The sequence below is a fragment of the Bacteroidota bacterium genome, assembly GCA_018698135.1.
Classification (GTDB): domain Bacteria; phylum Bacteroidota; class Bacteroidia; order CAILMK01; family JAAYUY01; genus JABINZ01.
Genome location: JABINZ010000103.1, coordinates 1 through 13,827 on the forward strand (window position 1 = coordinate 1; position 13,827 = coordinate 13,827).

At 33.7% G+C, this 13,827-nt stretch carries 15 protein-coding genes; 9 read left to right on the forward strand and 6 right to left on the reverse strand.

The window, feature by feature from the left end:
• Nucleotides 1–271, forward strand: a 271-nt coding sequence (locus HOG71_06460) for a hypothetical protein (GenBank protein ID MBT5990478.1), incomplete at its 5' end; no start/stop codon positions are given.
• A 1-nt stretch (nucleotide 272) separates the two neighbouring features.
• On the opposite strand, the gene HOG71_06465 is transcribed toward HOG71_06460, so the two are convergent.
• Nucleotides 273–506 carry a DUF4342 domain-containing protein gene (locus HOG71_06465; GenBank protein MBT5990479.1) on the reverse strand — a complete coding sequence of 78 codons (234 nt, stop codon included), beginning with the start codon at nucleotides 504–506 and terminating at the stop codon, nucleotides 273–275.
• Between the two features lie 156 nt (nucleotides 507–662).
• Here HOG71_06465 and HOG71_06470 point away from each other — a divergent pair, with 156 nt between their 5' ends.
• The 3 genes from HOG71_06470 (at nucleotide 663) to HOG71_06480 (ending at nucleotide 2,943) form a co-directional block, all read left to right on the forward strand.
• A complete protein-coding gene (locus tag HOG71_06470) occupies nucleotides 663–1,130 on the forward strand; it encodes a hypothetical protein (protein MBT5990480.1) in 468 nt (155 codons plus the stop codon).
• Nucleotides 1,131–1,557: 427 nt separating this feature from the next.
• On the forward strand, nucleotides 1,558–2,133 hold the full coding sequence (locus tag HOG71_06475; GenBank protein MBT5990481.1) for a hypothetical protein: 576 nt from the start codon (nucleotides 1,558–1,560) through the stop codon (nucleotides 2,131–2,133).
• Nucleotides 2,134–2,163: 30 nt separating this feature from the next.
• Complete coding sequence (locus tag HOG71_06480) at nucleotides 2,164–2,943, forward strand: hypothetical protein (GenBank protein ID MBT5990482.1); 780 nt, start codon at nucleotides 2,164–2,166, stop codon at nucleotides 2,941–2,943.
• A gap of 46 nt (nucleotides 2,944–2,989) precedes the next feature.
• Here HOG71_06480 and HOG71_06485 read toward each other — a convergent pair whose 3' ends face one another.
• Nucleotides 2,990–4,531: an acyl-CoA carboxylase subunit beta gene (locus HOG71_06485; GenBank protein MBT5990483.1), complete on the reverse strand. Its 1,542-nt coding sequence runs from the start codon at nucleotides 4,529–4,531 to the stop codon at nucleotides 2,990–2,992.
• Between the two features lie 138 nt (nucleotides 4,532–4,669).
• Here HOG71_06485 and accC point away from each other — a divergent pair, with 138 nt between their 5' ends.
• Nucleotides 4,670–6,151 carry an acetyl-CoA carboxylase biotin carboxylase subunit gene (accC, locus tag HOG71_06490; GenBank protein MBT5990484.1) on the forward strand — a complete coding sequence of 494 codons (1,482 nt, stop codon included), beginning with the start codon at nucleotides 4,670–4,672 and terminating at the stop codon, nucleotides 6,149–6,151.
• Between the two features lie 17 nt (nucleotides 6,152–6,168).
• On the opposite strand, the gene HOG71_06495 is transcribed toward accC, so the two are convergent.
• Nucleotides 6,169–6,684, reverse strand: a complete 516-nt coding sequence (locus tag HOG71_06495) for an acetyl-CoA carboxylase biotin carboxyl carrier protein subunit (protein MBT5990485.1) — start codon at nucleotides 6,682–6,684, stop codon at nucleotides 6,169–6,171.
• 303 nt (nucleotides 6,685–6,987) lie between these two features.
• On the opposite strand from HOG71_06495, the gene HOG71_06500 reads away from it, so the two are divergent.
• Both HOG71_06500 and HOG71_06505 read left to right on the forward strand, forming a co-directional pair.
• Nucleotides 6,988–7,419, forward strand: a complete 432-nt coding sequence (locus HOG71_06500) for a TerB family tellurite resistance protein (protein ID MBT5990486.1) — start codon at nucleotides 6,988–6,990, stop codon at nucleotides 7,417–7,419.
• Nucleotides 7,420–7,554: 135 nt separating this feature from the next.
• Nucleotides 7,555–8,055 (forward strand): hypothetical protein, encoded by a 501-nt coding sequence (locus HOG71_06505; GenBank protein MBT5990487.1) that lies wholly within the window; start codon nucleotides 7,555–7,557, stop codon nucleotides 8,053–8,055.
• Here the strand turns inward: HOG71_06505 and HOG71_06510 are convergent.
• Nucleotides 8,052–8,879, reverse strand: coding sequence for an alpha/beta hydrolase (locus HOG71_06510; GenBank protein ID MBT5990488.1), 828 nt, complete (start codon nucleotides 8,877–8,879; stop codon nucleotides 8,052–8,054). The genes HOG71_06505 and HOG71_06510 overlap by 4 nt on opposite strands.
• Before the next feature lie 230 nt (nucleotides 8,880–9,109).
• Between HOG71_06510 and HOG71_06515 the strand changes: the two genes are divergently transcribed.
• A complete protein-coding gene (locus tag HOG71_06515) occupies nucleotides 9,110–9,427 on the forward strand; it encodes a hypothetical protein (GenBank protein MBT5990489.1) in 318 nt (105 codons plus the stop codon).
• Between the two features lie 232 nt (nucleotides 9,428–9,659).
• Here the strand turns inward: HOG71_06515 and HOG71_06520 are convergent, their stop codons facing one another.
• Together HOG71_06520 and HOG71_06525 are read right to left on the reverse strand one after the other, a co-directional pair.
• Nucleotides 9,660–10,670 carry a pirin family protein gene (locus HOG71_06520; protein ID MBT5990490.1) on the reverse strand — a complete coding sequence of 337 codons (1,011 nt, stop codon included), beginning with the start codon at nucleotides 10,668–10,670 and terminating at the stop codon, nucleotides 9,660–9,662.
• Nucleotides 10,671–10,960: 290 nt separating this feature from the next.
• On the reverse strand, nucleotides 10,961–12,382 hold the full coding sequence (locus tag HOG71_06525) for an ATP-binding protein (protein MBT5990491.1): 1,422 nt from the start codon (nucleotides 12,380–12,382) through the stop codon (nucleotides 10,961–10,963).
• Between the two features lie 403 nt (nucleotides 12,383–12,785).
• On the opposite strand from HOG71_06525, the gene HOG71_06530 reads away from it, so the two are divergent.
• Complete coding sequence (locus tag HOG71_06530) at nucleotides 12,786–13,754, forward strand: YitT family protein (GenBank protein MBT5990492.1); 969 nt, start codon at nucleotides 12,786–12,788, stop codon at nucleotides 13,752–13,754.
• Nucleotides 13,755–13,827 lie beyond the last annotated feature (73 nt).

Sequence of the window (13,827 nt, forward strand, 5' to 3'; positions counted from 1 at the left end):
CTATTTTAATGACAACAAATGGTATGATGTAACCTTTGGTAGTAATGGTAAATGGATAGAAACTGCTATTGTTATTGATTATGAAAAATTACCTGAATCTATTATAAATCATTTTGAAAGCTCGAAGTATAATGAATTTGAGGTAGTGAAAATTACAGTATCGGAAAAACCCAAAACGGAAAATATATATCGCATTTATGTTGAGAGTTTAGACATGAAAGAAACGATATTACAATATAACGAGTCCGGGAAATTATTGTCTTTTCAATAATCTATTCTGATTTTATTACTTCTATTGTAAACTTGGCAGCCATAGCGGCAATTGCACCAACACCTGCCAAAATAGGAAGGAACATAGCCCCAATAATACCAAGAGTTACAGGGATTTCGAGTAATGTTTTTCCTTGTTCATTTTTTATGATGTTCCCTTCTTTGATTAATTTTTTGATTGTTTTTAAGAGATCTTCACTTTCAACTTTGAATTCAGTTTTTTCCTGCTTGGTCATGCTTACATATTAATTGCTGTATTCAAATTTATGTATTTTGAATTAGATTGCTGTTTGATAAAGGAGAATCGAAATTAAAAGGGAATCTCAATTGCAATTTGTATTTTTGAACTATCTTGTTCAGGTATGATACTTGAATAATAAAACTTCATGAAAATGTATAAAAGAATCTTCTACTTAGTTTTACTCCTTATCATTGGCTTACAATCATTACATGCACAAAATCCAGAAAAGGAACTCTATCTGGAAACAATGGGTAAACTATCCTCGCAAAACATTTACATGAGTTATGTCTATCTTGGTAATATTGCAGATTCCTATATTCATGAGGCAATTACACAGGAATTTTGTACGAATTTGCTCACTGAATATCTTGTATTCATGAAAGAAACAAAAGATCAGACAAGTAAGTTATATGAATCGGGATTTCTTGATCAGGAAGGTAATCAGGTGGTGTTAGCACAAATTGACATTTACCAATTATTAATTGAAGAAGCGAATGCCTATCTGAAGTATGTGGAAACTAAAGATGAAATACACATCGAATCTTTTGAGCAAAATAGGATTTGGGCTTGGGCAAAAATTGAAAAACTATTTGAATTTAAAGGAGCAGTCGGAGAATAAAATTTATTAAGTTTGTTTTGAGCGCTTTTTTATAATAACATGCATAAGCACCTATTATACAATAAACATATCTATTTACTACTCTTAATCTGGTCATTTTTTTCTTTTGCTCTAGTTAAATTAGCCATGGTGTATTTCTATCAATCCTTCTATTATGGCATTTTAGTGGTGGGAATTGTATTTTTATTTTTCTATCTAAATATAAAATTCACTCTTAATAAAACGATAAGTATCAGGTTGTTAGTAACTTACCTCTTTGTGTTTTTGATTATCAATTTTGTTCTATTCTATCTCTATAATTCTTTTGTTCTGATTCAAGCGCAGCAAATTGGTGTCAGAATCTATATTAGAATGCTTATGTTTTCTTTCCTTCCAGGTTTTTTATTATCGCTAATAGCTCACTTCTTAATCAAGAAATTTTGGTTTCATGAAAGTGTTTAATATCATATTGATAATAACAACACTTGCGGTTTTGTTTATAGCAACTCTATGGGATATTAATCTGTTGAATTATAGTCAACCAATAGCTCATACTAATTTCAATGAAATAGAATTAAGTGACTTTAGAGGTTTAAATAGGCCCTACCATAGTTTGCATGGTAGTTCAAGATTTGCTTTTATTTCAACTGATATTCAGATAAAATATGAAGATGACCAAATTTGTATTCTTTCAAGGTTTCATCCTTCCAGATCCTATGTGTATAATAAAAATATGATAAGCAGGCCTTTACTAACTCATGAATTGTATCATTTTCATATCACAGAATATATTACACGGCTATTTAGAAAGGAATTGACATCAATAAATTACAAGCCATCAAAAAAAGAAGTTAAGAACATATTGCATGTATATTTAGATCAAGAAAATCAATTGCAAACCCAATATGATGATGAAACTTATCATAGCTATGTTTTAGGAAAACAACAAGAATGGCAATTGAAGATTGATAGTTTATTACTAATAACTAAACAATATGAAAATGAAGTTGTTTATTTTAAATAAACTTACAATTTTTGTAAAAAAGAAGCTACCATGAAAAAATCAAGCAAAGCACATTTAATTATTATTCTCGGACTTTTTGTTTTATTTGTTGGATGTAATAATTCGAATAAGTCGGCATTATCTCCAAACTTTCATATGCAAGAAAAATTTTGGGATGCAGATGATTATAATGATGCAATAACCCAAATTAAGTACAAAACCAAAGAAGGTGAATTATATCCCTGTTATATGTCTATTGATAAAAGAGAGGTGTATTTGAAATTGGTTGATATAAACAATATAACTGTTGTAGCTGAGGATGATGCATTAGGGCTAAATCATCGGAATGAGTATTTAACCTCAATGTTTAGTAGTTATCAAAACTTATATGAATTATATAGTATTCTGGATAGAGAGGATAAATATGTTTATCCTAAAGAATTAGTTGAAATCAACCAGTTTGGTTTGATTCTGCAGCGATTTTATTTCAAACTTGGAAATGATCAAATTATTAAGAATGCTGATAGTCCTGATGATCCGAGTGTATTAAGAGTAACCAGAGGCAATGCAAATACTATTGTTGGAAATTATCTGTTATACTTGGATTTTATTAATCATGAAGATGCTTTAACTCCAGAGGCATTGAAGCTTTATGCTGAAGGCATTGAAATCTATTTCCCGATTTTGATCAAGGTTTTTCCTGAGGCCAATTTCCATGAGATGATCTCTAAAATAGAAGTCTTAAAGGAAAAGACAAAAAACATGGACGTTCAATCTGCTCTGGATTTGGTATTGGAAATACTCAATGGCGAAGAAGCTATAGCTGAGTAGATTTTTTTTTGGCAAAAAAAAAGCCGACTTTTAAGTCGGCTTCATATTACAATGGAATATTTCCGTGTTTTTTACGAGGCAAAGTGTCTACTTTATTCTCAAGCATTTTGAATGCCCGAATTAAGCGATCTCTAGTTTCGTGTGGTTTAATCACTTCATCAATATAACCATGAGCAGCACCACGATAAGGATGTAAAAATTCTGTTGTATACTCAGCTTCTTTTTCTAAAAGTTTTTCCTCCGGTTTTTCAGCATCAGCTATTTCCTTTCTGAAAATAATTTCAGCTGCTCCTTTTGGTCCCATAACAGCTATCGATGCATTTGGCCAGGCAAAATTCATATCTGCTCCAATATGTTTGGAATTCATCACATCATATGCACCACCAAAAGCTTTACGGGTGATTACAGAAACGCGGGCAACCGTTGCTTCAGAAAAAGCATACAGCAATTTTGCTCCATTGGTAATAATGCCATTCCATTCCTGATCGGTTCCAGGTAAAAAGCCCGGAACATCAACTAAAACTAAAAGTGGGATGTTAAATGAATCGCAAAAACGAACAAAACGAGCTCCTTTTTTGGAAGCATCAATGTCCAATACACCTGCTAAACTTGCTGGCTGATTGGCAACAATACCAATGCTTTTTCCTGCAAGTCGTCCAAAGCCAACGACAATATTCTCAGCATAATCTTTATGAATTTCGAAAAAACTGTCATCATCAATTGCCTTCTCAATCACTTCTTTTATATCGTAAGGCTGATTATCATTGTCAGGAAGAATGGAGTCTAAATCCATTACAAACTCCGAATCATCAGATTTGTATTCTAGTGAGGGTGGGTTTTCTTCACAATTTTGAGGAATATAACTCAGTAGCTTCTTGATATTTTCAATAGCTTCCATTTCATTAGCTGAAGTGTAGTGGCAAACTCCAGATTTGGATGCATGTGTAAATGCTCCACCTAATTCTTCAAAAGTGACTTCCTCATGTGTAACTGTTTTAACCACATTAGGGCCAGTAACAAACATATGAGATGAACTATCAACCATCATAATAAAATCGGTTATTGCTGGAGAATAAACGGCTCCTCCGGCACAAGGACCCATAATGGATGATATCTGAGGAATTACACCAGAAGCACGAGTGTTTCTATAAAATATATCGGCATAACCTCCTAATGAAACTATTCCTTCTTGAATTCGGGCGCCACCTGAATCATTTAAACCAATAACTGGAGCCCCATTTTTCATGGCAAGATCCATGATTTTGACAATTTTCTCTGCATGTTTTTCGGCCAACGATCCCCCGAACACGGTGAAGTCCTGAGAAAAAATATAAACCAATCGTCCATTGATATTTCCATAACCAGTAATTACCCCATCACCAAGGAATTTTTGCTTTTCCAAGCCATACTGATTTGATCGGTGCTGAACCAACATACCTGTTTCTTGAAATGAACCTTCATCCAATAAGAAATGAATTCTTTCTCGTGCAGTTAGTTTTCCTTTTTTGTGTTGAGATTCTATTCTTTTCTCTCCACCACCTTTTAGGGCTTCATTTCTTTTTTCGTCTAGTTGTTGATATTTGCTCATAAATGAATGTTTATCTTGTCATATTTTAATATCAATATATATGCCTGCAAAAGTAAAGAATTCGACCGACATACAGTATATTTGAATCGATTACTATTTAGCTTATTCTGATAATTAAATAATATAATACACTGAATAATGGAAAAGATTCTTGTTGCCAATAGAGGAGAAATTGCACTCAGAGTTATGCGTTCAGCAAAGGAAATGGGTATTAAAACAGTAGCAATTTATTCTGAAGTTGACCGATTGGCACCCCATGTACGGTATGCAAACGAAGCTGTTTGTATTGGGCCAGCTCCATCCAAGGACTCTTATCTAAGAATTGATAAAATTTTAAAGATTTGTAAAGATTTAAAGGTAGATGGGATTCACCCGGGTTATGGTTTCTTATCTGAAAATGCTGAATTTGCTAAATTGGTAGAAGCTGAAGGAATAAAATTTATTGGACCAAATCCAAAAGCCATCGAAATGATGGGAAATAAATTAGCAGCTAAAGATGCAGTTAAAGATTACAATATCCCTATGGTTCCGGGAACTGACTATGCGATTGGTGATATAGATGAAGCAAAAAAAATAGCAGCTAAAATTGGATTTCCGATTTTAATTAAAGCTGCAGCAGGTGGCGGTGGCAAAGGTATGCGCATAGTTGAAGATGTGGAATCCTTTGAAGAACAAATGAAACTAGCTGTAAGTGAGGCTACCAATGCATTTGGTGATGGTTCTGTTTTTATTGAAAAATACATTGCGTCTCCTCGTCATATTGAAATTCAAATTTTAGCAGATAATTATGGTAACATTATTCATTTAAACGAAAGAGAATGTTCCATTCAACGAAGGCATCAAAAAGTAATTGAAGAAGCCCCTTCGGCAATTCTTACACCAGAAGTAAGAAGAAAAATGGGTAAAGCTGCAATTGCTGTTGCCAGAGCATGCGATTATGTTGGAGCAGGCACAGTTGAGTTTTTAGTTGATGATAAACTCAATTTTTATTTCCTTGAAATGAATACTCGTTTACAGGTTGAGCATCCGGTTACTGAATACATTTGTCACATTGATTTAGTAAAAGAGCAAATTCGGATTGCCCGTGGTGAAGAATTAGGTTATAGCCAAGGTGATATTACCATTAAAGGGCATGCAATTGAAGCTCGAATTTATGCAGAAGATCCCCGTAATAATTTTCTTCCGGCTGTAGGAACACTCAATACATATATTCCACCACAAGGTAAAGGTATACGTGTTGATGATGGGTATGAAGAAGGCATGGAAGTTTCCATTTATTATGATCCTTTAATTGCAAAATTGATTTCTTTCGGTAAAACGAGAGATAAAGCTATTTTTCGTATGCAAAGAGCCATTGAGGAATATCGGATTTCAGGTGTAAAAACCACGCTTCCATTTTGTCGATTTGTTATGGAACATGAGGCATTTCAATCAGGCAATTTTGATACGCATTTTGTGGCTAATTATTTTAATCCGGATAAAATGGATAAAAACATTGTTGAGGAGCAAGAAATTGCAGCTTTGTTAGCGGCTAAAATAATTGCTGATACCAAAAATGCTAAGGTAGTTGAAAGCATTAGTAGTGACAAGCAAACAAGTTGGAAGAGAAATAGAAGTTAGTGCAAGAAAGTCAATAACTATTTGAATTTCAGCAATACCTGGTTTTTTTCAACAGCTGTTTCCTGCTTTACCTCGATACTTTTAATAACACCATCCACTGGAGATTTGATAATATTCTCCATTTTCATTGCTTCAAGCACAAAAAGAGATTGTCCAATAACAACTTCATCGTTTGCATTAACCTGAATTTCTTTAACCAAACCAGGCATAGGTGCTTTTACATCGCTTGCTTTTTTTGTAGCAGCTACATCGATACCCAAATTTGTCAGTAGTTCATCGTACTCATCTTTAACGCTAACTTTATAAACATTGCCACGAACGCTAATGACAAATGATTTTGTTTCAGGGTCAAAATCCAGCACAGAGGTGTTATACGATAAATTATCCTTGATAATATGATAGTAACTACATTCTTTGTCAATAAGTTTGAGATCCCAATTGAATTTCTTATTTCCAATTTTCCCGGATTTCAGTGAATCATCATCAAAATTGATGATTGTTTCTTTTTCTCCATTCACTTTGACTTTCAACATAATAAAATATTTTAATATCTGCTTATATGGATTTGATTTATCCCTTATTCATATACTCAAAGATAAATGAATTATTCTTAAAGTTTTTGATACACTCACAATCAAATTACCATCCTGTTTTGAACTAATTATTTAGTAAATCTCTCTCTTAGAAATTATTGAATTGTCGTTTTAAAAGGAATCCTGAATAATGGCAGTGATTGTGATTATTAAAATTTACCAGATAAATATATAGCATGTTTTTGAGAATAGTTTGTTAAAGTGTAATTTTGTTTACTAACAAATCCCAAATATAAGTAACCTATGAACTTCTTACGATCATACGAAAACGGATCACATAAACATGTTAAAAGTTATTTTGAAAACCTGATTTCTATAGCCATGGCTGATGGAAAAATGGACGATAGTGAATATGCGTTTTTATTACGTGTTGGCGAAAAGCTGTTTACAACAGAAGATGAAATAAAAAACATCCTGGATCATCCAAAACATTATGTATTTCATGCTCCTGCCAGCAAAGATGCACGTCTGGAACTCTTAAAGGATTTGGTTGCCATGTTGTTGGTAGACGGAAAAATTCTTGAGGAAGAAATAAAAATGTGCAGAAAATTTGCCATTGTGCTTCATTATAAACCAGAAATAGTTGTTCAAATAGTAAACTGTCTGGTAAAATATGCTTCAACAGAATTTGATAAATATGATGTGCTTGCAGAAATCGAAGAGATTGCTGAATGATTATAATGCGAGTTCCATGTGACCTTTTAAATTTAAATATAGACATATGAAACAAGCATGAGTAAAAAATTTCTCACACATAGGAATGATTATAATGCGAGTTCCATCTGACAACTAAAAAACAATTATAAACAGATGAAAAAGTTAATTCTTCTAACAGCTCTTGTATGTATAATGTCAAGTGTTCGGGCACAAGATGCCAATATGATGAAGTATGGCTTGAATGGTGGCCTTGGCTATGCTTTTGGAGCTAATCAAGGGATCGGAATAGGTGTTGGTGTTGAATTGGACTATAACTTAACCAAAACGGTTCCCTTCGGTATTTTTGCTCGTCTCGATCTCTATCATGGTCAATTGGTGGGTACCGGAGGCTTTTCATTTTCGTATGTACATGAATTGGCAGCCGACCGCTATCTTGAATTCAGAGGTCGTTTGGGAGGTTCTATTTTACCCGATAAAACCAATCCCATGCTGGGGATGAATATTGGGCTTGGCATTTATTACCAAAAGCTGTTAACGAAAAATACTTATTTTTATATTGGTCCAGCTTTTAATGGGATTTTTAATGGAAGCACTGTGCAGGATAACATGCAAATTATTGTGCTTGATGGTGGTATTGGCTTTTACTTACGCTAATTATTTTTCAACTCTCTATTAAGAAACTGGCTTAAAGCGTGATTAAATTTTCTTGCTTTATCAACACTCACAATGTGGCCGCTACGATTAAATGCAATAATATCGCAATTCAGGAATTTAGCTAAATCCAATCCTGATTGATAAGGAAAAACTTCATCATTTTTACCCCAAATTACTAAAAAATCATCTTGATCGTAATCGGTAAACTCATTGAATGTTACTTTGTTTTCAGGTAATTCTTCTAATAGGATGGTTTGTTCTTTCTGAAAACGTGACCAATATTTATCAAAGAGGTTTTGCAAAATAGAAGCAGGTAGTTTGATATCACGATACATGACTATGTCCATTAAACGCTGAAGTTCTTCTGCATTTTTTGGTACAAATAAATCAGATGCAGCTTTTACACCATTTTTATCTAGAAATTCATCTAAATAGTTGAGGTTAAAACTGGGTCCAGGACTATCAACAATCACAACTGATTGGATTCTTTCCTTATGGGTTCTATACAATTCAAAGCAAACAAAACCACCATAAGATAAGCCTACAATATGCATTTTGTCAATATTCAAGCTATCGAGCAATTGTATGATTGCTTCAGCTTGTGCATTTAGCGAGGGCGTTTTGCTTGAATTACTTTCTCCAAACCACAGAAGGTCAGGCACAATTACCTGATACGATTTAGCAAAATAAGGTAGTTGCCTGATAAAGGTTACATCTCCTTCTCCACCAAAACCATGAATTAATAACAAAGTTTCACCTTCTCCACCTATACTGTATGAAAGCGTCAAATCTTCCTGTTCGAATATATGTTTTTGGAAACCCATTTTTTGCAGGCTTTTTTCCTGGATTCGAAAATAGCTATCAGTTAAATTGCAGGAAGTGCAACAAAAAAGAGCAAACAATGAGCATATGATAATGGTTATAATAGCTTTCATATAGAACTGATAACACATCCTAATTTACAACATGTTTTGAGAAAAAATCAAAATAATATCGTCCACTTTAAACTGAATTTATATAATTTAGGTTTACAAAATTTGATTAGAATCTCATCATGAATAAACAGGAAGCCGATACAATTATTAAAGCATGTAATAAACATAAAATCAATGCCTATATACGAAAGGAAGGCGATCTTTATTTAGTTAATTTTATGGAAAGATTTGAATATCGGGTATTTAAAGCTGCGCAATATATGTGCAATTCTTTGGTATTGGAATATAAAATCCGAAAAGCCATGGTGGAAGAAAATCGTGAAACATATTTGAAAGGATTAAATTTTAGCAACAAACCCTCACAACGAAAACAAAGTTTTAAGCCGGGTAATTGGGCCGATAGGCACATGAATAAAAATGGCTCTTCTGTGGATTAAGTCTGTGACTTGATCCAGTTATCCAATTATTAAATTAGAAACTTTCATGAAATCAAAAGAGGCTGTCTCAAAAGTCATAAATTTTATCCTGTGGCGTCATTCCCATGAAAATGGGAATCTCATAATCAACAACTTAGGGATTGCCGCTTTCCTGCCTGCCGTCAGGCATGGCGCGAGAATGACGGTCTGAAGGACTTTTGATAAAGCCGCCAGATTATTTAAAGTTTGCAACTTACTCTTTTTGCTCTATCTTCCCATCCGCATGTTTCGCAAAGCGTTTTTTCTCTTTTCCATGCACGGGATCTTTACTATCCCAAGGCCAACCGCCAAATTGTGTGCTTTGATAATCTGTATAAGCTTGTTGAATTTCGGCCTTGGTATTCATCACAAAGGGGCCGTATTGCACCACTGGTTCATCAATGGGTTTTCCTTGAAGGAATAATAGCTGACAATCTTCAGCTCCCGTTTCAAGTTCAACTACTTTGTTTGAATAGAGCTCAATGGCATGATAATCTGAAATGCTTTCACCGGCTACTTTTAATTTTGATCCTTGGAAAAAGAATAGAGTTCGATTCAATCCAGCTTCATCAGCTGGAATCGTCCAGACGGAATTGGCTTTCATTTTTATCGTATAAATCTCCACATGATTGTCAGGATTGGCAGCCCAAGAATTGGGAGGAGAAGCTGGTGCTTTTATTCCATACAAACTCCCTGCAATTACCAACGCTTCAACTGCTTTATCTTCTGAACTATATATTGGAATATCGTCAGCCCATAGCATTTTAAAATGAGCATCCACAAATTTGTCTTTTTTTGGTAGGTTTAGCCAAATCTGAAAAAGTTCTAACTTATTATCTTTATCCATGTTTAACAAAGGAAACATTTCAGCATGTTGTATGCCTTTGCCTGCAGTCATCCATTGAACATCGCCTGCTGAATAGCGACCGGCAGCACCCATTGAATCCGCATGATCAACAAATCCCTCCCTAACAACAGTTATCGTTTCAAAACCTCGATGGGGGTGAACAGGAAAACCAGGAACTGTATCTCCATGATACATGCGCCAACCATCTTTGACTTCAAAATCATTTCCAATATTTCGACCAGCCAATGAAGCATCAGGGCCGAAATCTTTATTCCCTTTCGGATAGAAGTCTTCGTGATGCACACAAAACAAAAATGGATTCGCAGTTTCCCATTGAAATCCCAATGGACGGGTTTTGATAATTATGTCATTGCTCATAAACGCTTTATTTGAAAGTCTAGATAAATGTAAAAAAGGTTTACGGATGGCTTTTCCATAGCTGCTTATTCCTAACAAAAACAATGGAATAGCTCCAAATATTGATTTTATAATGAATTTTCTTCTGGATTGCACCTTTTTCATAGCTTAAGAAGATAAGCAAAATGATAGGACATTCTATCATAGTATATTGCTAATGCATTTAGTATACTGCACTATTAAGCATATTATTTCCTCTCTCTGGATTAAGTCTGTGACTTAATCCCATTATGTTTAGTTTCTAAAGCCTTTCACATCGACTCAAACAAGCATTTCATCGTTAAGTTGTTTGTAACTATTGCCAGGCTATACTGATTTGATTTTACCCCCCAAGTTGTAATCATTACTGTATTAATCCCTTTCTTCGTTTTTGTAGATGCTCTAAATTGATTTTCCCTATTTCTAAGTCCTTGTAAGTAGTTGGAATCAAGTGAAAATTCATTATTATAAAACTTAATTTCGCACAAATTCACAACATCATCATTTCGATCAATAACCAAATCTACTTGTGCTTTAGGGTTATGCCAACTATAGTTTTTGGATTCAATTTGGTTGCATTTCAATGCTTTTTTTACTTCTTTGTAATGTTTTAAACAAATTGTTTCAAAGGCATAACCACACCATGATTTGTACTCTTGCTTTTGAAAAATTTGTATCCATTTTGACCCTTTATATGGTCTCATAAACTGAAGGTAGAACAAACAGAATTCATCGTAGATTCGATATAGTGTCGTTTTTATGTCGTTTTTATACCCATCGTATTTTAATACGAAACCTGAAAGTATCAATTCATCGAGAGAATCGGAAAACCTTCCGCCTGATGAAATCTTTAATTCTTTCAAGATTTCGTCTCTACTAATCCCTTCTTTCTTATTTTTTGCCAGGGTATTCACTATTTTTTGGTGAAATGAATTTTCATTGAATAAAGATTTAAATACTTCATCGTATTCATCTTCCAGGTATGCACCATGTTGAAAGCATAAGCGATCTATTGTTATTACAGCTGACTCTCCAGCTTTTACGTGCTCCAGATATTCAGCAACACCCCCTAATACCATATAAATCTTCAATATTTCATACTCTTCCATCGGGATTCTCTTATACTTGAAGAAGGCTTGAGTTTCTTGCAGATTGAATGGCTTAAGCTTAATTGTTTGTGTTATTCTTTTACTGAGTCCTTTTGAATTATTAATAATTTTTTTGACCATATATGAAGCTGCTGATCCACATACAACTACTAGCAAGTCGTTTCTTGTGGTACAGTAGTCATTCCAGAAGTTTTCAAATGCAGATAAGAAGCCAGATTTGTGTGAATCCACCCAAGGAAATTCATCGATAAATATTACCTTTTTCTTCTTTGATTCTTTAATCCTTTTAAGGAATGTTTTGAGATAACTAAATGCTTCCAGCCAATCAGTTGGTTGATTCTGATCTTTAAAATCATTCGTTACTTCATTTAGTTTAAGTATGAAGTTTTTTATTTGATCTGCTCTTTTTCCAGTGCTTAATCCAGTAAAACTAAACATAATTTTATTGTCAAAAAATTCTCTAATTAAGTAGGTTTTTCCAATTCTTCTCCTTCCATAAATAGCGAGCAGTTCTGATCTTTGGCTTGCTAGTGAGTCGGTTAAAACTTGCTGCTCATATGCTCTTCCTACTATTGTTCTCGACATGATTTTGCTTTTCTTGAATATTTATTGATGTGCCAAAAATACAAATAAATTGCTAATATGGCACGATAATAAATTACTGAAATGGTTATTGATGTGCCAATTTGATAAATATGGTAGCCGTATGGCACACTAATAAATAGGTAAAATTGATTGTGTATAGAACGCAGTTTAATTAAATTACACATTAGGAAATTCTAAGAATGATTCAGGCACATGTGGACGCTTGCAACAGTGAAGGGGAGGATACTTTTTGTGGTTATTTCCATTGTAGAACAAAGCATTTATGGATAATTAAAATTGTTAAAAGAGAAAATTGAACTTATAAATCTCTAATTTTGGAAAATAAAGGCTAAAATGAATTATAATGAGCATACGTTTTTGTTCAACTAATATCACTTGAATAATGAATCCAGTATATCAATACATCGTTACAGAAACGATTAAAAGAAAAATTAAGCAGAAGAACCAAAAACTTCCTGTTAAGCAATATGAAAAAGAAGTCACAAAAGTAAAAGTGGAGCTCAAACATTTAGTTCGCGATAGTTTTTTTATAGCTTTAGGAATTCTATCAGCTTGTGTTGGGTTAAATGGATTTTTACTTCCCAATATGTTTATTGATGGTGGTGTTACAGGTATTTCGCTTATTCTTACTGAGTTAACCGGAGTTCCTTTGTCCGTTTTATTAGTCTTGGTAAATATTCCTTTTATCATCATGGCATTTTCTACCATCAGTAGAAAATTTGCTTTAAGAAGCATGCTGGCCATTATTCTTTTGGCTATTTCTGTTCATTTTATTCACATGCCAATAATAACTGCTGATAAACTTTTAATTGCTGTGTTTGGTGGTTTCTTTCTTGGATTGGGAATTGGATTATCCATTCGAGGAGGTTCTGTAATTGATGGAACGGAAGTTTTAGCAGTTTTTATTAGCAAAAAAACTTCAATGACCATTGGTGATGTAATCCTTGTTTTTAATGTGCTTATTTTTATGGCTGCAGCTTATGTGTTCTCAATTGAGATTTCCCTATATGCCATGCTGACCTATTTGTCTGCATCAAAAACTGTTGATTTTGTTGTGTCTGGAATAGAAGAATATTTAGGAATAACAATAATATCTGAAAAAAATGAAGAAATCAGGTTGGCTATTACCGAAAAACTAGGTCGTGGCTGTACAATTTACTTTGGCAAAAAAGGATTTGCCAAAGAAGGTAAAGACTTGCAACCAATTGACATTGTTTATACCTTAATAACCCGCTTGGAGTTAGCAAAACTCCACACAGAAATCGACAAAATTGATGAAGATGCATTTATTGTGATGCATAGCATAAAAGATGCAAAAGGAGGGATGATAAAAAAGCGGCCACTGAAATAATGAGTTTAATTCAGCTGAATCATATTTCATTTTGCATCTAATTGTATTTACAAACAATCATTTAGAACATATT